General features: G+C 47.7%; 23 protein-coding genes and 1 riboswitch. Of the genes, 2 read left to right on the plus strand and 21 right to left on the minus strand.

Annotated elements, in window-relative coordinates; translation table 11 throughout:
• Nucleotides 1–28: 28 nt before the first annotated feature.
• The 4 genes from C508_RS0106640 to C508_RS0106655 all read right to left on the minus strand — a co-directional run bounded on the left by C508_RS0106640 (nt 29) and on the right by C508_RS0106655 (nt 7,560).
• Nucleotides 29–3,217 carry an efflux RND transporter permease subunit gene (locus tag C508_RS0106640; RefSeq protein WP_018702760.1) on the minus strand — a complete coding sequence of 1,063 codons (3,189 nt, stop codon included), beginning with the start codon at nt 3,215–3,217 and terminating at the stop codon, nt 29–31.
• Nucleotides 3,214–4,344, minus strand: a complete 1,131-nt coding sequence (locus C508_RS0106645; protein ID WP_018702761.1) for an efflux RND transporter periplasmic adaptor subunit — start codon at nt 4,342–4,344, stop codon at nt 3,214–3,216. Before C508_RS0106645 ends, C508_RS0106640 begins: the two co-directional genes overlap by 4 nt.
• A gap of 200 nt (nt 4,345–4,544) precedes the next feature.
• Nucleotides 4,545–5,789 (minus strand): ArsB/NhaD family transporter, encoded by a 1,245-nt coding sequence (locus C508_RS0106650; RefSeq protein WP_051086798.1) that lies wholly within the window; start codon nt 5,787–5,789, stop codon nt 4,545–4,547.
• Nucleotides 5,790–5,985: 196 nt separating this feature from the next.
• Nucleotides 5,986–7,560 (minus strand): ClC family H(+)/Cl(-) exchange transporter, encoded by a 1,575-nt coding sequence (locus tag C508_RS0106655; protein ID WP_018702763.1) that lies wholly within the window; start codon nt 7,558–7,560, stop codon nt 5,986–5,988.
• Nucleotides 7,561–7,788: 228 nt separating this feature from the next.
• Nucleotides 7,789–7,921, plus strand: a riboswitch (cyclic di-AMP (ydaO/yuaA leader).
• 6 nt (nt 7,922–7,927) lie between these two features.
• On the opposite strand from C508_RS0106655, the gene C508_RS0106660 reads away from it, so the two are divergent.
• Nucleotides 7,928–8,692, plus strand: a complete 765-nt coding sequence (locus C508_RS0106660; protein ID WP_018702764.1) for a 4-hydroxy-tetrahydrodipicolinate reductase — start codon at nt 7,928–7,930, stop codon at nt 8,690–8,692.
• 66 nt (nt 8,693–8,758) lie between these two features.
• Here the strand turns inward: C508_RS0106660 and C508_RS19405 are convergent, their stop codons facing one another.
• The 13 genes from C508_RS19405 to C508_RS0106730 all read right to left on the minus strand — a co-directional run bounded on the left by C508_RS19405 (nt 8,759) and on the right by C508_RS0106730 (nt 17,993).
• Nucleotides 8,759–10,093 (minus strand): TIGR00341 family protein, encoded by a 1,335-nt coding sequence (locus tag C508_RS19405; RefSeq protein WP_018702765.1) that lies wholly within the window; start codon nt 10,091–10,093, stop codon nt 8,759–8,761.
• Between the two features lie 252 nt (nt 10,094–10,345).
• Nucleotides 10,346–10,939, minus strand: a complete 594-nt coding sequence (locus C508_RS0106670) for a DUF1847 domain-containing protein (protein WP_018702766.1) — start codon at nt 10,937–10,939, stop codon at nt 10,346–10,348.
• A gap of 30 nt (nt 10,940–10,969) precedes the next feature.
• Complete coding sequence (locus tag C508_RS0106675) at nt 10,970–11,749, minus strand: Mrp/NBP35 family ATP-binding protein (RefSeq protein WP_039796969.1); 780 nt, start codon at nt 11,747–11,749, stop codon at nt 10,970–10,972.
• Between the two features lie 58 nt (nt 11,750–11,807).
• Complete coding sequence (locus C508_RS18000; protein ID WP_018702768.1) at nt 11,808–12,665, minus strand: ATP-binding protein; 858 nt, start codon at nt 12,663–12,665, stop codon at nt 11,808–11,810.
• The gene (locus tag C508_RS0106685; protein WP_018702769.1) at nt 12,662–13,522 is read right to left on the minus strand and encodes a nucleotide-binding protein; all 861 of its coding nucleotides are present in this window, start codon (nt 13,520–13,522) and stop codon (nt 12,662–12,664) included. The genes C508_RS18000 and C508_RS0106685 overlap by 4 nt, the downstream gene beginning before the upstream one ends.
• 51 nt (nt 13,523–13,573) lie before the next feature.
• Entirely contained in the window at nt 13,574–13,828 is a 255-nt protein-coding gene (locus C508_RS0106690; RefSeq protein ID WP_018702770.1) for a TIGR03905 family TSCPD domain-containing protein, read from the minus strand.
• 65 nt (nt 13,829–13,893) lie between these two features.
• Nucleotides 13,894–14,778 (minus strand): phenylacetate--CoA ligase family protein, encoded by an 885-nt coding sequence (locus tag C508_RS0106695; RefSeq protein ID WP_018702771.1) that lies wholly within the window; start codon nt 14,776–14,778, stop codon nt 13,894–13,896.
• A 14-nt stretch (nt 14,779–14,792) separates the two neighbouring features.
• On the minus strand, nt 14,793–15,158 hold the full coding sequence (locus tag C508_RS0106700; protein WP_018702772.1) for a NifB/NifX family molybdenum-iron cluster-binding protein: 366 nt from the start codon (nt 15,156–15,158) through the stop codon (nt 14,793–14,795).
• A 43-nt stretch (nt 15,159–15,201) separates the two neighbouring features.
• Nucleotides 15,202–15,564, minus strand: a complete 363-nt coding sequence (locus tag C508_RS0106705; RefSeq protein ID WP_018702773.1) for a NifB/NifX family molybdenum-iron cluster-binding protein — start codon at nt 15,562–15,564, stop codon at nt 15,202–15,204.
• A 121-nt stretch (nt 15,565–15,685) separates the two neighbouring features.
• Nucleotides 15,686–16,117, minus strand: a complete 432-nt coding sequence (locus C508_RS18005) for a DUF134 domain-containing protein (protein WP_018702775.1) — start codon at nt 16,115–16,117, stop codon at nt 15,686–15,688.
• 59 nt (nt 16,118–16,176) lie between these two features.
• Nucleotides 16,177–16,545, minus strand: a complete 369-nt coding sequence (locus C508_RS0106720) for a DUF134 domain-containing protein (RefSeq protein ID WP_018702776.1) — start codon at nt 16,543–16,545, stop codon at nt 16,177–16,179.
• Between the two features lie 69 nt (nt 16,546–16,614).
• Nucleotides 16,615–16,896: a DUF5320 domain-containing protein gene (locus tag C508_RS20275; protein ID WP_018702777.1), complete on the minus strand. Its 282-nt coding sequence runs from the start codon at nt 16,894–16,896 to the stop codon at nt 16,615–16,617.
• 143 nt (nt 16,897–17,039) lie between these two features.
• Nucleotides 17,040–17,993, minus strand: coding sequence for a LysR family transcriptional regulator (locus tag C508_RS0106730; RefSeq protein ID WP_215731957.1), 954 nt, complete (start codon nt 17,991–17,993; stop codon nt 17,040–17,042).
• A 69-nt stretch (nt 17,994–18,062) separates the two neighbouring features.
• On the opposite strand from C508_RS0106730, the gene C508_RS0106735 reads away from it, so the two are divergent.
• Nucleotides 18,063–18,599 (plus strand): flavodoxin family protein, encoded by a 537-nt coding sequence (locus C508_RS0106735; RefSeq protein WP_018702779.1) that lies wholly within the window; start codon nt 18,063–18,065, stop codon nt 18,597–18,599.
• Between the two features lie 101 nt (nt 18,600–18,700).
• Here the strand turns inward: C508_RS0106735 and C508_RS0106740 are convergent, their stop codons facing one another.
• The 4 genes from C508_RS0106740 to C508_RS0106755 form a co-directional block, all read right to left on the minus strand.
• Nucleotides 18,701–19,045, minus strand: a complete 345-nt coding sequence (locus tag C508_RS0106740; RefSeq protein ID WP_018702780.1) for a cupin domain-containing protein — start codon at nt 19,043–19,045, stop codon at nt 18,701–18,703.
• 277 nt (nt 19,046–19,322) lie between these two features.
• Nucleotides 19,323–19,799, minus strand: a complete 477-nt coding sequence (gene tsaA, locus C508_RS0106745; protein WP_018702781.1) for a tRNA (N6-threonylcarbamoyladenosine(37)-N6)-methyltransferase TrmO — start codon at nt 19,797–19,799, stop codon at nt 19,323–19,325.
• Between the two features lie 29 nt (nt 19,800–19,828).
• A complete protein-coding gene (locus tag C508_RS0106750; RefSeq protein ID WP_018702782.1) occupies nt 19,829–20,236 on the minus strand; it encodes a rhodanese-like domain-containing protein in 408 nt (135 codons plus the stop codon).
• A 47-nt stretch (nt 20,237–20,283) separates the two neighbouring features.
• The gene (locus tag C508_RS0106755) at nt 20,284–21,720 is read right to left on the minus strand and encodes an outer membrane protein assembly factor BamB family protein (protein WP_018702783.1); all 1,437 of its coding nucleotides are present in this window, start codon (nt 21,718–21,720) and stop codon (nt 20,284–20,286) included.

Consider the following 21,720-nt stretch of genomic DNA (forward strand, 5'->3'; position numbering starts at 1 on the left):
TCTATCACCTATATGGATTATCTCCTCTTTAATCGCCTTGTCCAAACAACTCAAAATACAACAACGGCACAACTACCAAGGTTAACGCCGTCGCCGCCACAGCTCCAAACATCATGGCAATAGCTAATCCTTGGAAGATGGGATCAAAGAGCATGACAAAAGAGCCCACAACCACCGCGGCGGCTGTCAGAACAATGGGCCGAAAACGAACTGAACCAGCCTCAACCAAGGCTTGCCGCAGTTCCTTACCCTCACTGCCCTCTTCCTGTACAAAGTCAATTAATAGAATAGAGTTTCTGACGACAATCCCGGACAGCGCAATAAAGCCAATCATAGAGGTAGCCGTAAAAAAAGCGCCAAACAGCCAGTGCCCCGGCAAAATGCCAACAAGCGTCAAAGGAATCGGCGCCATGATCACCAAAGGCGTCCAGAAATTTTTGAACCAAGCCACCACTAAGACATAGATGAGCACCAGCACCGCGGCAAAAGCTACTCCCAAATCCCGAAAAACTTCGTACGTAATATGCCATTCTCCGTCCCATTTCATGGCGTAGCTGTCTTCCAGCCATGGCTGAATAGCCGAGTATTGCTGCAGCTTCGGTCCTGACGGCACTAGAACATCGCCAACTTTGTCCTTCATCCCCAAGATGGCATACACAGGACTTTCTATGCTGCCAGCGACATCGCCCACCACATAAGTTACAGGCTTTAAGTTTTTGTGATAGATGGTCTTGTCCTCAATACCTGTTTTCCGTACCACCAGTTCCGACAAAGGAACCGCCGTGCCATCCTTGCCGGGCAAAGTTAGCTGCGCCAGACGTCCTGTTTCCAAATAAGACCGTTCCGCATACGGAAGCCGCAGAAGCAATTCTACCGGCTCCTTTTCTTTTTCCAAATGGGCTTGGCCTACAACGTTGCCGCTAATGGCCATTTGCAGCAGCTGCGCCACGTTTTGCGGGCTAATTCCATGATAGGATGCTTTTTCCTGATTCACCTCAAAAAAGGTTTTAGGTTGATCTTCTTCCACATACCAATCGACATCCACCACTCCGTCCGTGCGCTTAAAGATGTCTCGAATTTCAGCAGCTATCTGTTTTCTCCCCTCCGGAGCTGGTCCATACACTTCCGCCACCAGCGTACTAAGCACTGGGGGGCCGGGAGGAACCTCGGCCACTTTCAAACGCGCCCCATAAGTTAAGCCAATCTCCTCTAGTCGAGGCCGCAGCTTTTTCGCCAACTCATGACTTTGCTCGCTCCGTTCCCCTTTGCTTACAAAGTTAACCTGAATATCTGCGCTGCTGCTGCCGGAGCGCTGAAAATAATGCCGCACTAAACCGTTAAAATTATACGGCGAAGCCGTCCCTACATAACTTTGAAAGTCCGTGACTTCCGGCACGGTACGCAAATAAGCGCCAAGATATCTTGTCAGGGCGGCCGTTTTCTCGAGGGAGCTGCTTTCCGGCATGTCAACAATAACCTGCAGCTCGCTTTTATTGTCAAACGGAAGCATTTTCACTTCCACGCCTTTTAAGGGAACTAGGGCCACAGCCAGTACCAAGAGCAGCACGATGGCGCCTATCGCTTTACGGCGCTTTCCTTTCTCCTGCAAAAGCCGTTCCAGCAGGGCCTCATAGCCCTGCTGCCAGCGTCCCTTTTTCCCAGCCGTTTCATGCGAGGTCTGCTTCAAAAGACGATATCCCAGCCAGGGACTTACAATGAAAGCCACTAACAAGGAAAAGAGCATGGCCGCCGAAGCCCCTACAGGAATGGGCTTCATGTAAGGACCCATGAGTCCGGAAACAAAGGCCATGGGCAGCAGCGCCGCGATAACCGCCAGGGTCGCCAGAATGGTCGGATTGCCCACCTCGTCAACAGCGGCAGCGGCAATCTCCTCGTCTGCTTTGCCTGCCAGCATGAAACGCCTGTGAATGTTCTCCACCACAACAATGGCGTCATCCACCAAAATACCGATCGAAAAAATCAGAGCAAACAAGGTGACCCGGTTCAAGGTATATCCCAGCAGATACGTTACCAATAGCGTCAAAGCCAGCGTCGTAGGCACCGCCACGCCGACAACCCCAGCTTCTCGCCAGCCCAAAGTAAAGCCGATCAGCAGTACTACGGATACCGTCGCAATCAGCATATGCTGCAGCAGCTCATTAGATTTTTCCTTAGCGGTCTCGCCATAATCACGCGTAACCGTCCACTGCACATCTAGGGGCAGCATCTTGCCGTGGAGAGCTTCCAATTTCGCCAGCGCCCTTTCGGCAATCACCGTCGCGTTGGCGCCTTTTTTCTTGGCCAACGACAAAGTCACCGCTTCATAAGGGCCATTAGCTGCCTGCACCTTGGCGGTGCCTCCAGCCCCTTGATCCATAAAGACATATTGATCCGGTTCAGCCGGTCCATCAGCAATCGCAGCGACCTGTTTTAGATAAATGGGCCGTTGCTGCGCCACGGCAACCACGATATTGCCAACATCTGCCGCGCTTTTTATAAAGCGCCCGCCTTCCAGGCGTTGCTCTTGATTTCCCAGTTGCACATTGCCGCTTTGCAGCTGAACATTAGCCTGCTGCAACTTGTCCGCCACTTGGGCAAAGGGAAGCTGAAACGCACGCAATTTAGCCGGATCCGGCTCCACGCGAATTTGGCGTTTTTGGCCGCCGATAATGGCTATTTCCGATACGTCCTCATCTTTTTTCAGCTCTTCGGCAACCTCCGCTGCTGCCCGCCTCAGCTCATACCCCGAATAACCAGGACGAGTACTCCAAAAGGTAAGGGCTAAAATGGGGACATCATCAATCGAGCGCACTTTCACCATAGGCTGCGATACTCCCGGAGGAATCCGGTCATAATTGGACATCAATTTGTTATATACCCGTACCAGGCTGTCTTCTGCGTTTTCCCCTACGCGAAAGCGCAAAATAGTCAGGTTGCTGCCCGGTTTCGCCATGGAATAGACGTATTCAATGCCCGGAACTTCCCATAGCAGCTGTTCCATCGGTTTGGTAACCCGATTTTCCACTTCCGCCGCCGAAGCCCCTGGATAGGTTACGGCCACGTCAATCATCGGCACAACAATCTGCGGTTCTTCTTCGCGCGGCGTCAACGACGTGGCAAAACCGCCCAGCAACAACGAAGCAAGCACTAGCAGCGGCGTCAATTTAGACAGAATAAAAGCCTGAGCCAGCTTGCCGGCAAATCCTAATTTTTTCATAGGCCGAGCACCTCTCCGGCCACCGCTCCATCACTTGCCGCTTCCACGCCGCGAACAACAACGTAATCTCCCGGCTGCACCCCGGAAACAATCTCCACACGGCCATTTTCTTTGCGCCCAGTACGCACCAGCCGATACCACAGCTTCTTATTTGCATCCATAACGTACACCCCGATTAGCTGCCCTTTAGCAACCAGGCTTTCTTGGGGCAGCAAAACCGCCTGCCGCTCTCCTAAGGGAAAGCGAATTTTACTATACATGCCTGTTTTAAGCGCCGTTCCCGGCAGCGCAACCTTCACTAAAAAAGAACGGCTGGCCGCATCCACCGCCGGAGTCAGTTCGATAATTTGTCCCTGTAGGCTTTCTCCAGCTCCTTCAACTTCAGCCAATGCCGCACCGCCTACTTGCAGCTGCGAGCTTAGCGCTCCATCCACATAACACTCCACTAAAAACGATTGATCATCCTCTACCACCAACGCCCAGACTCCCGGAAGGGCCATTGAGCCAAGCTCTAGATTTTTCTCTGTCACAATCCCGCTTACAGGAGCCACTAATTTGCTATACGCCCGAGCTTCTTTTTCGCTAGCCATGGCTCGTTCCATCGCCGCCTGCGCCTGTTCGCTTAGTAACGTTGCGACATCGTTTTGGGTACGAACTTCATCCACTTGCTGTTGAGAAATAGCCCCTTGACGATATAACTCTTCATAACGCTCGCTTGTATTTTTTTGCAAAGACCGGTTCCGCACCACCACTTGCAGCCCCTTTTGCGCTTCCCGCACTCCCGCTTCGGCAGCTGATATCTTTTGCAAAATTTCTTCGTCCTGCAATTCCGCCAGAACCTGCCCGGCCCTGACGCGGTCTCCTGCTTTAACGTACAGCGCAGTGACCTGCCCCATGGCTTTTGGCGCTACTTTACTTACCACGTTGGCCTTCACCGTTCCCGATGTTTCATAGTATTGAAGCGCATTGCCGAGTTGTACCCGTTCTACAGTCAACGACTGCTGAACTATCTGCTCCCGCTGTTCTATTGGCTTCTTCGTTTCTGGCCTGTTCCAAACAATCAAGATAACCGCCGCAACCGCAACTAAGGCAATTATACCTGCAAGCTTTTTCTTTGTTTTCAGCAATGCGATCATCCTCTCTTTAAGCCGCCAAGACACTCATTCTCTATTTTGAATAATTCTTATAAAAGACATTCATTTCCTCTATTTTGCTGACATTAAAAATAAATAAAAGCCTTAATTTCTCAAGATTATTGATGAAATCAAGGCTTCTATTATAAGCATCTCAACTTATCTAGATTTTTAAATTACCAACTCATAATAAATTAAACACAGAAATATCTTAGGTACACATAAACATGAGAAATCAAGATAGAACCAATCATAAGCGGAAAAGCAATTTTCAAGTAATGCCGAAAAGAAAGCAAAATCCCGTTCTTTTCAGCAATCCCTGCCACAACGACATTAGCAGTAGCTCCTATTAACGTTCCATTTCCACCCAAACAAGCCCCTAACGCTAAAGACCACCATACTGGTTCCAAATTGCCTCCCGATAATTGAGCCATTTCCTGTAACATCGGAATCATAGTTGCCACAAAAGGAATATTATCAATAAACGCGGAGGCAATCGCTGACAACCATAACATTAACAATGCCGTTTCCATGACTTGCCCCTGTGTCACTGACAACCCCCATTGCGCAAGAGCTCCAACAACACCGCTTGCTTTTAGCCCCCCAACAAGAACAAACAAACCGATAAAGAAAAAGATTGTTGGCCATTCTACATTCAGCAGTATCTCTTCGGGCTCTTCCTTGCTAATCAACAGCAAAAAGATGGCGCCGGACATCGCTACCGTTGCGGAATCCAAATGCAAAACACTATGGAAAACAAAGCCGCTTAACGTTAGCCCCAGGACCAGCAATGACTTTTTCAAAAGCGCGCTATCTTTAATCTCGTCTTTATAGTTCAACTTCAATACTTGAAGCCGATCTTTTTCTTCTACTTGTAAATCATTTCGATATAGGAAGAGTAAAACCAACAGCGTTGCCAATAAAATGATAATACTCGCAGGCGCTAAGTTACTGGCAAACGCGTTAAAACTTAATCCAGTAGCGCTGCCAATCATAATATTCGGCGGATCTCCAATAAGGGTAGCTGTTCCTCCAATATTTGATGCAATAATCTCCGAAATCAAAAAGGGTAGCGGATTAATGTTAAGCTTGTCTGTCAAGGTAATGGTAACCGGTACAATTAACAAAACCGTGGTAACATTATCAAGTAGAGCCGATGCGCCAGCTGTGATTACAGACAAAAGAGCCAACAAACGAAGAGGATAAGCTTTGGTCACCGTTGCAGCCCATATAGCTACGGCTTCAAACACGCCCGTCCTCCGAGTAATAGTTACTAAAATCATCATGCCCATCAATAATCCCAGCGTATTAAAGTCAATGGCCTCTTTGATTGCAGTATCCTGATTTAGAAAACCAAAGAGCAGCATAACACTCCCGCCGCTCATGGCTACAACCATTCGATGATATTTTTCCCAAATAATCAAGCCATACGTAACCATGAAAATCAAGATCGACCCATAAAATAAAACCTCTTGCAAAAACAACGCCTCCTCAAAATACCTATAAAAAAATAGGAGAAGCCCTTGGTGACAGGCTCCTCCTAACGATAACCATATTAAATTTATTCTTATTATATCCGCCCCTGTTAAATTCGTCAAACAAATTAGCTAGTTACATTTCCATATCATAACCTCTTTATTTAATGCTTTCTTCCGCCATTTTTTGTAAGGATTCCACTTGCTCATTTTTCACTGCCACGTACAAATAGTCGCCAGCTTCTATCCTTGTTTCCCCCTTGGGCACAATTTCGGATTCTCCTCGGCGAATACTAAACAACAAGCACGAAGACGGCCAGGAAATTTGTTTCACCTGCTTGCCTGCCAGCTTTGAATTCACACAGACAAGCACTTCCACAATGCTACGCAAGGATTGGACATTTTCGGCTTTTCTTTTACCCTGCTTAAGTAATGCTTTTTCTAAAAGAACTTCATATATAGGCTGCACTCGCAACAAGTCCGCCGTTAAATACGCAATCACAGACACAAAAACCAACGGCAGCATATGATGAAAAGCCCCAGACATTTCCATGATTAGAATACTTCCGGTAATAGGGGATTTTACAACCGCTGCAAAACAAGCCGCCATAGAGAAAATTATTATATTGGCGCTATAAAACGAATCAAGAAGTCCAAACTGAACAAACCCATAACTAAATAAACTTCCTCCTAGCGCTCCAATAACCAGCATGGGCAAGAAGATGCCTCCCGGAACGCCAGAACCATAGCTGATAAGCGTAAAGAAAAATTTAGCCGCCAACAAAGATAGCAAATACAAGAACCCAAAATTCGTTACTGTCAGTTCATTTACCAGCCCGTTGCCGCCTCCCAACACCTCCGGCAACAACAGCGCAAATACTCCGGCAAAAGCTAAGGGTAACAGCGCTTTGGAAAAGACGGACACCGGCAGCAACCTTTCGAAGAGACTTCCCGTCACCAGCAACCCTTTATTAAATGCCGCACCGAGAATCCCCATCCCCACACCTAGCACTAGCAACACGCCAAAACTCGACACCGGAAACACTGGAACTCCAGTAAATGTAAAAACAGGATTTTCGCCATAAAAATATTGCGATAACACCGTCGCTGTCAAAGATGCCGTAATCGCGGAAACAAGCACAGCCGGTGAAAAATTCTTATGCAGTTCCTCCAGAGAAAATACAACCCCCGCCAAGGGCGCATTAAATGCCGCCGCCAAACCAGCGCTAGCCCCGCTGGTCAACAAATAACGCTCCTCCATGCGACTTCTTCCCCATAGACGGCTAATCCCTTGTCCAACCACCGCGCCCAACTGAATGGACGGCCCCTCTCGGCCTAAAGAAAGCCCTGCGCCAATAGCCGTCACGCCGCCTGCAAGCTTAGCAGCCAGTACGCGCAGCCACGGCATGCGCATAACACCGCCTAATACTCCTTTCACCTGTGGAATACCACTACCTGACGCCATCGGCTCCCAAGCAACTAAGGCATGAAGAATCCCTGCGATCAAGAGAGATAAGCCAATCCAGCCGCATATCGAAATCCAAGATGCGTCTTTTATAGCCATCTGATATAAAAAATTCCTCAGTACTTCCGCGTTTTCTAAGGCGTATCGAAAAAACACTACCACTCCGCCTGCCACCGCGCCAACCAAAACGCTCTCCGCAAACAGCTTAAAACGAAAATTACGCCACTGTAACAGCGCTCCATAGGCGCTACTCACTCGATACTTGCGCATAACCTAACCTCTTCCTAGTTTTCTATTTTCTTATTGTACCACGCCGCTTCTTCCGCTACCGTTTATTTTTTAATTCCGCTCCAAAAGTAATTCTCTATTGATAAATTTGACTAAAAAGCAATTGTTGTGTTATTATAAGTACAAATAAAATATGTGTTTTTTAGGAGTAGCCTGTCACCAAGGGCTCTTTTTGTTTTCTTCGCTGTATTCCCGCAAGTCGGGTAATGCATATAGCAAGCGCCTAATTCCAAAATTGGAAGCGGGGGACCCATTCTTGGGGTGAATCCTGAACATTCAGGTAGGGCGTATCTCTTTTCGCCCGAATCCGTCAGCTAACCTCGCCGGCGTAAAAAAAGGAGGACTTTCATTGAAACCAATCCAAGTAGGACTCTGGGGCTTTGGCAAAACCGGCCGCCTGGTAGCCAACGAATTTTTAAATGACAAGCGTTTTGACTTGTCCTGGGTGGTGCGCAAAAGCACCGCTGATCACCATAAGTATGCCAGCCGCTTATTAGGGCAGGAATGCGATACTGGTGAAATTATTTCTATTGAAGACATAGGCCCTTCTTTTTTTCGCGAGCATCCTGTCGATGTTCTTGTTGATTTCTCCGGTTCACGCGGCGTTCACGCCTATCAGCGCGCCGCCGAAGAAGGCATTTCTATTGTCTCGGCTATCTCTCAGTATGAAAAAGAAGACCTTGACTTATTAGAGTCTTTATCCCAAAAAACGCCAGTTCTCTACTCTCCTAATATCACCCTGGGGATCAACGTTTTATTGATTGCAGCCCAAATTTTGCAAAAAATCGCACCTCATGCCGATATTGAAGTCGTCGAAGAACACTTTAAAAACAAGCCGGAAACCTCAGGCACTGCTAAAAAGATCGCCAAACTGTTGCAGCTAGATGACGAACATGTTAACTCCATCCGCGTAGGCGGCATAGTAGGGCGACATGAAATTATTTTTGGCATGCCGAACCAAACGATCCGTCTCAGCCACGAAAGCATCAGCCGCGCTTCCTTCGGGCAAGGAGCTATTTTTGCAGCTAACTTTCTGTTAAAACAACCGCCAGGTCTATATTCCATGGAAGGAGTCATAGCCGACATGTTTCGCGACAACATTCCGGTTTATTAAGGACACAAAATCAACGAATAAAGAAAACCCGGCTTCCTCAAGAGGGGAAACTGGGTTTTCTTCGTCTTATGGCGCTTGCTGCGAGGCTTTTTCTACCTCTGCTGCCGCCGTAGGAGGCGCTTTTATACGTAGTTGGACCTCTACTCTTCGTTTCAAACGTTCCTCCAGCACCGCCTGGAGCGATTTACGTACACTTTCTTCTATTGGCTTCGCACTCGCGATAACAGCTTCAATCTGATAGGTGCTGCCTCCTCGCTGGTACGAAAAGCGATAATCCTCCAGCTCCACATCGGGCAACAACGACAGCTTTTCTTTTATCGCCTGCTCGATGATTTCTTCAGGCGTCCCGCTGCGCACAACCTCCACAATTTCTTTTTCTTTGATCTTGGGAAGCAGCATTTGAAAGGAATCTATATTTTTCTCATCGTTCACTTTTTGCACCAATACAACATCAGCACTTACCTTCACCGCTTTTCCCAGACGCAACTCCAATAAATTCTCCATCTGCCTTATATTTTCAGGGTTAATCACCTTCGTGGTCCGAAATGCCGCAGCCACTTCATACCGTCGGTCCGCTTCATTAAATGTAGCAGAAATCAAAGTAGACTGCGGCGCAATCATATCCAGCGACTCTTCAAGAGAGGTTTGAATAATCTGCTCCGTATGCGCTTTAGCATATGTCTTATACATAATGAAGGCCAACGGTATAGAGATTATCACCAGCAGCAATACGGGATAAAAGAGACGCCGAACCGCCGATTGAGCCCCTGCTTCTTTTTCACGCCCGTGCCCGTCCGCAAAGCCCGCTAATTCAAAGACAAGTACAGCAGCAACAACGATGGCTACCATATTGGCAAGAAACAACAGAAATGCCCCGCCAGCAACACTCATATTCTGCTGCGCCAAACCAATGCCTACGGTACATAACGGCGGCATCAGCGCCGTAGCAATCGCTACCCCCGGAAGGGTCGCACTCTGCGGCTTCATACAAATTGCATAGGTTCCCGCCGCACCAGAGGCCAGTGCAATAACCAAATCTAAAATAGTCGGCGTAGTTCGCGCCATCACTTCACTGGTCAACTCCGCCCGCGGCAACAGAAGGGTCAAGACCATAGCCAATAAAACTGCAGCTACCGCTCCAAGAGCCTCTGCTTTCAACGCCAACACAAGCAGTGCTCTGCTATTAGCCGCCACTGCCAGTGCGCATCCTAAAATCGGCCCCATTAGCGGCGCAATCAACATCGCCCCTATCACGACAGCCGTGCTGTTCGATAACAGCCCGTACGTTGCTACCGTACAAGAAAGTACGACCATGATTAAATAGTAGCGGCTCAAACTCGCATCAGTGAAAACATTATTAAAAATAGCATTCCGTTCTTCTGAGTTCGGCCAAGCAGCCATAGCCGGTTCACTCCTTTTTGTTAAAGTAACTCAGCAAGTGCATTCACGTTTAGTAAAATTTGAATTATGATTCCTTACTTTTAATTCGACAAAACTCTAATGAAACATTTTCTAAGCACTATAAAAAATCAGATTAATTCGAGTTGGGATTACCAGTTAATTGCGAGCATTCGTTCTACACCCCTAGAAAGAAAAGCCGCATAGACCTTCGTCCATACGACTTTACTAAAAAGCAAATGCTTATAATGTTATTTACATCTGTCCCTCCGGCAAGATATCCAGCTTTCTGCGCCAATATCTTGAATAAACAGCGCCTAAGGGATTATGAGCCATAACGCGATCCTTCGCCACCAAGCACGATACAGGCGCCGCAGACGCGGAAGTAAACAGCATATCATGTCCTACGCAAAGGCCCACGGTAAAATTCAATTCTGTCTCTTCTTTATTCAATATCGCAGCCTGCACCTTTGGATTACACATAACTTCTTTAGCTCCGTCTTTTATCGGTTCTAAGCCCAGCTTGTCTTTTTCAATGGCGCAAACCTTGCAGCAAACCGAATGGACCTCAAAAAACTTGGCAAAATACGCCTCGATCAACTTAGCTTCCTCAGCTAAGCCGATGCAAAAAGCCAACCCGATTTTCTTGGTTCCTAAGAGCTTGGCAAATTCTACGCTTTCTTCCAGGCGGGTCAGTTTCAGATAATAGCGCCCTTCTGTACAAGCCGCCGCCTGCATCATTTCCAGCTCTCTTCCTTGATATTGTTCTTTCACGTCATCTACGGACCAGCCCAAACAATTCTGTCCTATCTTATAGCAGTTTTTATGTCCGCATTGCGCACATTTCATAAACCTTCACGCTTCTTTCCCCAAAGCTTATTATTTTTGCATCAAATTAGCAAGGACTCGCTCCCAGGCCTCTTCGCAGGCCGGAGAAGCAGCCTGATCCGGAAGACCTTGATCGCCGCCCAGCATAACCAAAGGATCTAAGGGCAAGGCGCCTAAAAAGGAAAGCTTCTTTTCCGCCGCTAATTTCTCGCCGCCCCCTTGACCGAACGGATAATGGCAATGCCCGCAATCAGGACAAATAAAACCGCTCATATTTTCAATCAAGCCTCGCAAAGGCAGCTTGACAGTCGCCGCAAAATTCAGCGATTTTCGCACATCCGCCAACGATACTTCTTGCGGGGTTGTCACAACAATTCCTTCACATTGCGGCACATCTTGAACCAAGGTTAACGGCTCATCACCAGTACCGGGAGGGCTGTCCATCAAAAGCACGTCCAGCTTTCCCCAATCGGTATCGCCGAGAAGCTGCTGCAAGAGACCAATTTTCAAAGGACCGCGCCAAATTAATGCTTCGTCAGGTGTGTTGAGCAAACCCTGCATGGTAACCACTTTGACATTCGGTCCATGCGTAAAAGGCTGAATTCTATCCCCTACGGCCGTGTGCTGCTGCCCCCGCATGCCAAAAATTCCGCTTTGGCTCGGCCCATGCATGTCCGCATCCAATACGCCCACTTTCCATCCTTTAGCCGCCAGACGAACTGCTAACTGCGCAGTTACCGTGCTTTTCCCTACGCCGCCTTTACCGCTCATAACCAACCAGCGGCGTTTAACGCCTGCAAGATTTTTTTCAATCTTCGTCATTTCACTCATACTTCCTACCCCTTCAAGTTTTCTATAGTATTTTCTTTATCACAAACCATGCTTGCCGCTATAACGCTTTTTGCACGTTCTGCCATAATAATTGGATAGCTGCCTGCAGCTCTTTGCCGCCGCTTTCCCAAATGCTGCAGCCTTCGGAAGACGCCTTGCGAAACGCCTCATGATAAGGAAGTTCTCCTACCAGCACAAGTCCCGCGTCCGCAATCCATTTTTTAGCAATGGTCGTCTGGCCCTCATGCAAGGTTGCTTTATTGATACACACTAGCACCGGAAGCTCAAAATGTTTGGCCAGCGCCAGCAAGCGTTTCGCATCAGCCAAGCCGCTTCCCGTCGGTTCTAATACCAACAGCACAACATCAACGCCTGTTAATGAAGCAATCGTAGGACAGCCTACACCGGGAGGACCGTCGACTAAAAGCCATTCCGCCCCCTGCGATAAAGCCCGTTCTTTCGCCTCGCGGCGCACCTGGGAAACCAGCTTTCCTGAGTTTTCAATGGCAATGCCCAATTCCGCATGTACCAACGTCCCGAAGGGACTTTCCGATACCAGCCAACAGCCAGCCTGGCGTTCCCGCAGACCCACGGCTTTTTGCGGACATACCAAGGCGCAGGCGCCGCAGCCTTCACAAGCTAGCTCGTCCACTACTCCGGCGCTGGTAATAGCGCCAAAGCGGCACACTTCTTCACATTTCCCGCAGCTCGTACAAAGAGCTTGATCTACAAACGCTTCCAGCCCCGCAAAAAAAGGTTGCCTTTCAATTTCTCTCGCGTTCAACGTCAGGTAAAAATTAGCGGCATCCACATCGCAGTCCACTAAAACTTTTTTTCTCAAAATACGAGCCAAGGCAGCACTCACCGAAGTCTTGCCGCTGCCGCCTTTGCCACTTAGCACAACAATTTCTTTCATGCTTTATCCCCCTTGGCCAACGCTCTCACTTGCAGCCAAAACTTCGACCAATCCACAGAAATCTCTGTGTCAATATTCCCGGCAGCATATTTTTGAGCAAACTCCCTGGAATAAGGAATTCGCAAAAGAAGCGGCACGTTCATACGCTGGCACAACTCTTCCACTTCTTTTTCCAAATGGCTTCCATCGCTCTTGTTAAGCACAACACCCGCAGAAATACCAATCCTGGCTGCTACAGAAAGAGCGCCTCGCAAATCATGAATGCCAAACAAGCTTGGCTCCGTAACCATAATACAGCAATCGCTCCCTTTGACAGCCGCTACCATCGAACAGGTGGTTCCTGGAGGACAATCGACAAGGGTTAGCTCCGGGTTTCCTGCAACTGCCGCTTTTTTGGCCGCCTCAATGACCACAGTGCTTGCTACGCTGCCGATTTTGAGCAATCCTTGAATATATAAATGTTCCTGCCCTTCTTTTCGCCAAATGCCGCACCGCACCTGCCCCACTTCTTCCGGCCGCTCCCGCAATACCTGCGCCGGACAATGTTGAATACAAACACCGCAAGAATGGCACAATTCCGGGAACACCATTGGTTTGCCACCTGCCATGGCGAGCGCTTGAAAACGGCATAGATCCGCACAAGTACCGCATCCACTGCACTGGCCGAACAATTCGGGAACCTGCCTCGTCACTACTTGCTCTTGACGCCACTCTACCTCGCCAAAAACATCGCCGTCAGGCGCTTCTACATCGCAGTCAACCCAAACAATACTATCGGTTGGCGCTTTCTGCATCATTAATGTTGTCAGAGTAGTCTTTCCAGTACCGCCTTTGCCGCTAGCAATGCTAATACGCATAGGTTCACTCCTCATCCTAAAAGTCTCGTTGGGAAATATATTTTTTATGGTTCATGCAGTACGTTCTTGGCTTTTTTGCCATTCCTCCAATGCTTGCGCCAACTGATCCGTGCAGGAAGTACCGTTGCGGCAAAGATTACCGCTAAATTTATCAATCACGTTTTGCACGTCCATTCCTTCCAATAAAATGCTAATGGCCCGTAAATTACCGGGACAGCCTCCTTTAAAGAAGACTTGACTCAATTTGCCATCATGAATTTCAAAGGATATTTCTTTTGCACAAGATCCGACGGTCTTATACTTCACAAAAATCACCTCATTAATTAAGCAATAGGATAAAAGCGCCAGAGCTCTCGCTCTAACGCTCTGTTTTAAAACTCTTCCGGTATAAATTTAGGATACGGACTGCCGCAACGGCAAGTTTTTTCCGCAAACCGTCCTACCCAGCCGGTTCGCATGCGAATCGCCGGAGAACTCCGCCGCCTTAGGGCTGTCAGCACTAGCTCGCCTGCCACACCAGGAGCCGTCAACTCTTGCGTCTGTGAATCAATGAGTTCCGGCCAAAACGAATCAATAGGCAAGTGGAACCCGCCCCCTTGCGGACACTCCCAGGCGATAAGAGACGCCTGCAGTCCAGGCAAGCCCCACTGAAGATACACAGGATAGCCTAAATACTTTTGCCAAGCTTGCCGTTGTTCCTCAGACGCTCCCGCAGTCAAACAAAAGAATGTTCGACAAGTTCCTGGGCCTTCGCCGCTATTCATCCACGCATCCAACAGTGGAGCCGATAACGCACAGGCGCTGGCGCCGCATTCGCTGACTGTTTCCCACGGACGCGCACTTAAGGAAACAACAGTAGTCTGCATAGTTTTAGCGCCTTCCAACACGCCCCAACCAGGCCCTTCGCCGTCTAGTCCATCAGCGACTAACAGAATAGAGGCTAGCGTCATACCGCACGAGCGAAGCCAAAAAGCGCTTTTCTGCGCCCAATCGTCCACTTCCTCTACCAAATACGGCGTCGAATTCATTAACCGCGCAACACCGCTTAAGGGCAAAGTCAAGCGCGCAAAAGGAGACGCGGAGGGTTCGGGTTTAGGCTGTAACGGCAAAGCCGCTAACTCTTTTAGAGGCAGCTTCTCCGAATTCACGTCCGCAACGCGGCAGCGTTCTTTAAAATCATTGTCTTTTTCCCGGGCCCAAAGCAAACAATCTTGCCAAAGCTCTTCGGGCGAATCTTTCTTAACTTCTTCGCTCAAAGCTCCACTCCTTCTTACTTATGACCGGTGCAGGGCTGTCCCTCTTCATGAGAGCAAGGATTGTCTCCTTGTACCAGTTGTCCGGCCAAATACAAACGAACTAGCTCTTGCGGCTCTTGCGCCGCTGCACCGCAGACTACTTCAATGCCATGGGTAGCAAAAATCATCTGGGCCTTAACCCCCATACCTCCGGCAATCACTTTATGCACGCCCTGCTGCGCCAGCCAGTTTGGAATAACGCCCGGTTCATGCGGGGGCGGCGTCAACATTTCCATTCCCTGTACCTGCCCATTCTCTACGGCTACAATAGCAAACTGCTCGCAATGACCAAAATGAGCGCACAACATCCCCTGATAGGTTGGTACTCCATACTTTTCCATTAAAAATTCCTCCTCTAATTTATATCTTTTAGTCCAATAGATTTTACCAATGACCTTCTACATCCGCCTGCAGCTGGCGCTGCAGTTCTCCTGCTTTCCAAGCTTCCATGGCGGCTTCAACTGTTAACCCTTCTTGAGCCAAATACACTTCCGCCTGATTGGCTTCCAGCACCCGAAACGCCTTTGGCCCCACGTGGCCTGTAATAACCACTTTGGCCCCCAACCGTTCGACAGCTTGCGCCGCTTGAATCCCAGCTCCTTGAGCCGCATTCATATTGGTGGCGTTCGTTACGCTTTCCCATATGCCGCTTTCTGTATCATACACACAGAAAAACGGCGCCCTGCCAAAGCGCAATTCCATCACTTGTCCCGGTTGCTCATTTTGAGCGGTAATTACTACTTTCATGTTCAGTCTCCTTTTATAAAACATATTTCAAAATGGTTTTCAAAAAAAGACATTCGAAAATGTCTTTTGAAACTTGTTTCACTATGTTAATTGTATCGCAAGCACGAAAAGCCGTCAAGCCTCAACCATCTAAGCGCACTTGATCTCCTCCGCACTTAGGGCAATGGCTCTCCCCGCCACAGCGCCCTCTTGCGCAGCGGCCTCGCCACTGATGACCACAAGAATCACATCTCCACAAACTTTTCCCGCGGGGACATCCTTTTTCCAAACGAAAATTCCCGCCTTCCACTTGCAGACATTTTGCCTGCCAAAGAGCGCGAGCCACCTTTTGTCGCGCCTGCATCAGCACCCGACAAAAAGTCGGTTTTGATACATCCATGCATTGCGAAGCTTGGTCCTGATCCATTCCTTCCAAATCAGCCAACCGCAAAGCTTCCATCTCTTCCACCGTAATATTCTCGTCTTCTAATTCTTCTATCGGTATTCCTGCCGGTTTAAACCGCGCCCAAGGCGGCATCATCCCAACAGCGCGTTCTTTCGTCGGTCTTGGCATCTAGTTTTCCTCTTTCCACATATGATTTCTTTTCAGCATACTGTTTTATTTTTCATCCGTCAATCCAATGGTTCATCCTGCCTTCCATGTCTTCGCCGATGACATCTGCCGCAGTGCACAACCGGCTCCTCTCCTTCACAAAGCCGGTACTCGCCTCCCTCTATGCGAAGCGTTCTCCCTTCTACTAAAGCCAGGCCTAACTTACGTCGAGCGTCATTATATATTTTTTGCACGGTTGTCCGAGCTACATTCATACGAGCTGCGCATTCTTCCTGCATCAAACCTTCTACGTCAATCCACCGAATCGTTTCGTATTCATCAACCGTCATAATAACGGCTTCTTGATGAGACACCGCAGCCGTAAGCGGGCCAAACGAATCGATTTGAGGAAGTTCACAGACACGACGCCATTTTCTTGGTCTTGGCACAGACTTCACCTCTTATTCCCACTCATTAAAGTAGGCGACAGGAAGACTTCTCCCGCCGCCTACTTTATTTTACACTTTTTCCAAGTCCTTGTTAATTGTTTCTAGCCTTTGCTGCAACAGCTTTTTTTCTTGCAGCAATTCCTCTTTCGCTAAAGACTCACTGCCTTGCGAAGCAAAGGATCCCCGATTTCCTTGTCCCATTCCTTGCCCAAACCCCTGACCAGCTCCACGCCCCATCCCTTTTCCCATGCCGCCTGCGCCTTGCCCCTTTCCTTGTCCACTGCACGCTCCCGTCCTACGACCGCTAAGCGGCCCTTGTCCCATTGGCCCTGTCCCATCTCTTCTTGGCATTGTTGATTCCCCCTTTTGTTTTGACATATGTTTCATATCTCTATTTTAGCTCTTTTATGGCATATGTCAATAACAACTAGCGCTATTTATCATTTTCACGAATCCATACAGCCCTTATATTACGTCTAGATGTAATACCCCGCTCAAACTAACGACGCCCTCATCAACTCCGTAAATTTCGTTATCGCAGCGGTAAGCCATTTGTCTTTATGATAAATAAGCCGAATAAACGGTTCTTCTATCTTTTCAGCAACATCTAGTTTTACCAGCTTTCCTTCTTTAAATTCCGACCGGACCGCAACTTCCGGTAGTAACGCAATGCCTATGTTGTTCTCTACAAATTTCTTAATAATCTCTGTATTTCCTGTTTCAAAATAAATTGCAGGCGTTAATCGTCTCGCCTCGAACATCTGCTCAAATTTCTTGCGATACCGGCATTCTTTCTCTGTAACCAGAAAGGGTTCGTTTTCAATATCCTTGAGTGTGAGATTTGCTTTATATCGAAGCGGATTATCAGGTCCGCACAAAAAGCAGAGCGGATTTCTTTTCTCAAAGGCGACAATCACATCTTTAGGCGCTTCTGCAAAGTCCATATATAAAGCCACGTCAACATTGCCTGTTTTTACCTGCTCAAGTACGTCTCCAATAACTCCTGTTGCAATTTCAATTTTTACATTTGGATATTTTTCTTTGTATTCTTGTACAAGACAAGGCATTATACTGGCGCATAATGAATGAATCCCTGCTATTTTCAATACTCCGCAAGGCTGGTTGGCATGCTTCAAATTTTCTTTCGCACGATCCATGGTAAAAAGAATTTGCTCCGTATATTCTAAGAAGGTTCTTCCCGCTTCCGTCAAACAAATTCGATTCCCCAATCGTTCAAACAGTTTCACCTCTAGCTCGTTTTCCAATTGTTGAATCTGGGTTGTAATAGTTGATTGCGCATACCCCACTGCTGTTGCAGCATGACTTATATTCTCAAGTTCCGCAACCATCTTAAAACTACGCAGCAATTTGAAGTCCATCCAAATCCTCCCTATCATTTTCAGCAAGCAACTATCATTAAATTCGATTGTTATAATTATCAAAATCAATTTTACGAATACTTTTCTTTATGATACCTTTAATTTTACAATATTTCAAATTCCAAGGAGGAAAGCAACATGAGAAAAGTATTGGTTCTATATTGCAGCGCTAGAAAAACCGGCAATTCCGCAACCTTAGCTGCTTCATTCATTAAAGGCGCCCTCACGAAAGGTCACCAGGTTACAGAATATTTTATTCCCGATAAAACCATCGCGCCTTGCTTAGGCTGCAACTATTGCCAAACACATCAAGGAGAATGCATCCAAAAAGATGACATGCAAGAGGCCTCTCGCTTATTGCAAGAACATGATACGCTCGTCATCGCGTCACCTGTGTATTATCTGGGTTTTCCCGGCAGCTTCAAGCTTTTCTTGGATCGAACCTATAACGAAAGCGCCACCGGGCGGAAAATTACTGCCAGTATTTTGTTAACAACCGCTTGCAAACAAGAAGATTTTGTTACAAACACCCTAGTACAATACTATCGGTCCCTTGCTGACTATCTAGGTTGGAAAAACCTCGGCGTTATCAGTGCGCAAGGAGTTGAATCTCCTGGTGAAATTGATAGCCTTCCTTGCCTTGATGCTGCATTTCAGTTAGGTCTGGAGCTATAATCCAGAAAATCAGCTACCTAAATAAAACGGTACGGTCCCTCAAAAGGACGCGTACCGTTTGCACTCAATTTTTTATTATTTTTATATACCGCACCGTACCTTCAGCCTTCTCCCTCTTCAGGTACAATGCAAATAAAGCGAAATACGTCTTCGCCGCGATTGATCATCTTGTGTAGCGCATTAGACGGGATATAAGCAAAAGAACCGGCTTTCACCTCGTGGGCTTTCCCGTCCAAATAGACGGTCCCTTCTCCTTGCAGAAAATAATTGATATGCGGCCACGGATGCGTATGTTCCGGCGTATTCCCGCCTGGTTCCAGTTCAAACACTCGCATTACATAGCCTTCCCAACCTTCTTGCGGGGAGATACATACTTTTTTCCATGCTTTTTCCGCCCCGGGAATCTTCATAGCCACCGTATTCACGTTGTCAATATGAGAAATCATGCTTGCTCACTCCTACTCTTTTTTGTTGCTCTTGCTAAGCAATTCAGCTTATATTTTCTCTCTTTCTACACCCATTGCCTTTGTACGCTTGCATGAATTTTAGTATAAACAAACTATTTTTTAGGCCAATATGCACAATAGTGGAATTGAATTTGATCACAAAGTTAAAACTAGCATTTTATTTCAGGCCACGAAATACAAAATCGCCATAAAAAAACCTAGCCAGTCTTTCTCTAGGTCTCCTTATGGCGCTTTTCCCTGCATTCAAAACGCGGATTTAGCCTTTAAACCGTCCGTCATCTTTTACAGCATTCATTTTATGTATGGATTTTTGAAACCAGCCGATTTTTTCAGTCATTCTATGATCAAATTCACCTATATACGGCTTTATATCCAATACAGGCGTTTGATCCAAAATATCAACATCTTCAACATAAAGAAGGTTTTCGTCAACCATATTAAGACGAACAACCGAAAAGCCGATAGGATTCGGCCTCGCAGGCGAACGCGTAGCAAAAATACCGTGCGTATGGTCATCCAAAAATGGCTTTACGATTAATCTGGCCTTCTTTATTTGATGAAAGTGATATAACAAAATCAAATGAGAAAAGCCATCTATATCTTTTAGCCCTTCCATATACTCATCATATACTTCGATAATAGCCTTGCTTCCAATGGAGGCTGCCGCTTGAATAGGCGTTCCTTCGGGCTCACAAAAAGTAGAATGGACAATGCCGATTGGGCTTACTTGCATCGTTTCAGCTCCCTCTCTTCCTATACTTCTTATTGCTCGATATTCACCTTTTCAATATCCTCTTCTCTTCGTAAAGCATCCCAGCCGTCCTTCAAGACAAAAACCTTCTCAAAATTGCAGTCTGCCAAGACCTGGGCAATGCGTATGCTGTATTTATCTTCCGGGCAAGAACAAAAGATAACATAGGCTTTTTCCGTATCAGCCGTCTTCAAAAACGATTCCAAAGCTTCCTCGTTTTTCGGATTGAGCCACGTTTCGCCTGGTATTTCTTGCCGACTCAGGCTTCGGCTTTTTACGGAACGTACGTCAAGAAGCATTACATTGTCCTTAGCCGCCAAATACTGATCAACATCAATAAACCGCACCTCGTCTCCTTGTGCAGCAGCGGAAACCGTAAAAAGAAAGAACGCTAAAAAGCAAATAATATGTTTCTTCACAACACATTTCACTTACCTTTTTGAAATTTGTTTCTTATTATATCACACTACTGCGCCGGTTTCTTTATGACTATCAGCCTATATTCTCCCATAATCGTTCCATCATCCAATTGCAGGGGCGCTTCCACGGCAGCTGCAAAGCGTCCATTCTTGCTAATCGCCGCTCCTGCGCAAGGCCCTTCCAAAGGCAAACGATCAAGCACGCTTCCGTCGCGAAGCGAAAGCAAGGTCAAACCATGCACAGCCACATTCTTCGTGCGGCTATTTCGTCCCACCGCCACCGCCGCAGCCCCTTCGGATAGCGCCAGTTGCTCCGCCATACCGCCCAGCTCTTTTTTTTCGATCAGCCGTCCTTGATAATCAAACAGAAAGACGCAATTAGAGCTTGGGTGCTCCATGGGCGTAGTCATCTGCCAATTCGCCCGGTTATAGGTATTGCCAGTTGTAAATACCAAGCGGTCTGCCGTTGCCTGCCCGTATAGTCCTGTGGCATTGACATAGATACCGTTTACAAGTTCCGGCCTACTCAGCGTTCTTCTCCAAACAAGCGTTCCGTCTTCACCGTGGTGCAAAAACGCCCTGCCATCACTGGCAAAGGAAACGACCCACTTTCCATCCTCGGTCACTTCCGGACTGGAGCGCAGCGTAGTTCTTTCGTAAGGAGGAACCGGCGCCATAGACGTGCTCCACAATACTTGCCGCAGACCCTCGTCCAATTTATAGATGGATTGATTATCCTGGCACTGCAGCTTAGCATCCCAATTGGCCGTCCCGAAAAACACCTGTCCTTGCGCAGAAACGCTCATCCAGCCTACCCAAGCGTCCAAATTACGCTCTTGCGGAAATTTTCCCGCCAAAGCGCCTTCCGGCGTGTACGCATATAAACGCCCTCGATACTCATACCGTTCCGCAGAACGTATCGTTCGCTGCCCCGCCGCATATACAGTCCCGGCGTTTGACTCCCGAATGCAGACAATTCCAGGGTAGGTTTTGTCGTTCAATCCAGAACCCAGTTCTTTAGCAGAACCACGACGCCAAAGCTCCTCACCTGTTTGCGCGTCCAAGCAAATCAAATCTGCTTGAGGACCGTTTTCTCCGACATATAGGCGTCGCCCATCCCGGCTAAAAGCAAGGGCGCTGATCTTTCCGTTGCCGCTGCGCTTGCGCCACTTTAGCTTTCCCATCTCACTCTCCAGCACAAGAAGTTCGCTGTTTTCCGTACCAACCGCCAAAGCGGCCCCATCCGGCGAAAAGCATACAAAGCCTTTTGTGAAACCCATGCGCTGGTAGTTGTACACTTCCACCTGTCCTAACGGAACCTCCGCCACCACCTGATATAAGCCAGTGCTTGTCTTTAGAAAGCTGTCCTTATTGGTTCCATCGCCTGCTTGCTGAAAGATGTATCGTCCTAAAAAGAACAACGTTATAAAGAGCAGCGCTATGATCGCGACTGCTTTAGCTTTTTCGCGCCACCTGTCATTCAT

The sequence above is a fragment of the Anaeromusa acidaminophila DSM 3853 genome (assembly GCF_000374545.1).
GTDB classification, from domain to species: domain Bacteria; phylum Bacillota; class Negativicutes; order Anaeromusales; family Anaeromusaceae; genus Anaeromusa; species Anaeromusa acidaminophila.

Excerpts from the sequence above, each read along its gene's own strand:
- C508_RS0106640 (WP_018702760.1), bottom strand. The coding sequence starts at position 3,217 with ATGAAAAAATTAGGATTTGCCGGCAAGCTGGCTCAGGCTTTTATTCTG.
- C508_RS0106650 (WP_051086798.1), bottom strand. The coding sequence starts at position 5,789 with ATGGTTACGTATGGCTTGATTATTTGGGAAAAATATCATCGAATGGTT.
- C508_RS0106655 (WP_018702763.1), bottom strand. The coding sequence starts at position 7,560 with ATGCGCAAGTATCGAGTGAGTAGCGCCTATGGAGCGCTGTTACAGTGG.
- C508_RS19405 (WP_018702765.1), bottom strand. The coding sequence starts at position 10,093 with ATGGCTGCTTGGCCGAACTCAGAAGAACGGAATGCTATTTTTAATAAT.
- C508_RS0106670 (WP_018702766.1), bottom strand. The coding sequence starts at position 10,939 with ATGAAATGTGCGCAATGCGGACATAAAAACTGCTATAAGATAGGACAG.
- C508_RS0106675 (WP_039796969.1), bottom strand. The coding sequence starts at position 11,749 with ATGAGTGAAATGACGAAGATTGAAAAAAATCTTGCAGGCGTTAAACGC.
- C508_RS18000 (WP_018702768.1), bottom strand. The coding sequence starts at position 12,665 with ATGAAAGAAATTGTTGTGCTAAGTGGCAAAGGCGGCAGCGGCAAGACT.
- C508_RS0106685 (WP_018702769.1), bottom strand. The coding sequence starts at position 13,522 with ATGCGTATTAGCATTGCTAGCGGCAAAGGCGGTACTGGAAAGACTACT.
- C508_RS0106700 (WP_018702772.1), bottom strand. The coding sequence starts at position 15,158 with ATGGAAAAGTATGGAGTACCAACCTATCAGGGGATGTTGTGCGCTCAT.
- C508_RS0106705 (WP_018702773.1), bottom strand. The coding sequence starts at position 15,564 with ATGAAAGTAGTAATTACCGCTCAAAATGAGCAACCGGGACAAGTGATG.
- C508_RS18005 (WP_018702775.1), bottom strand. The coding sequence starts at position 16,117 with ATGCCAAGACCGACGAAAGAACGCGCTGTTGGGATGATGCCGCCTTGG.
- C508_RS20275 (WP_018702777.1), bottom strand. The coding sequence starts at position 16,896 with ATGCCAAGAAGAGATGGGACAGGGCCAATGGGACAAGGGCCGCTTAGC.
- C508_RS0106735 (WP_018702779.1), top strand. The coding sequence starts at position 18,063 with ATGAGAAAAGTATTGGTTCTATATTGCAGCGCTAGAAAAACCGGCAAT.
- C508_RS0106740 (WP_018702780.1), bottom strand. The coding sequence starts at position 19,045 with ATGATTTCTCATATTGACAACGTGAATACGGTGGCTATGAAGATTCCC.
- tsaA (WP_018702781.1), bottom strand. The coding sequence starts at position 19,799 with ATGCAAGTAAGCCCAATCGGCATTGTCCATTCTACTTTTTGTGAGCCC.
- C508_RS0106755 (WP_018702783.1), bottom strand. The coding sequence starts at position 21,720 with ATGAATGACAGGTGGCGCGAAAAAGCTAAAGCAGTCGCGATCATAGCG.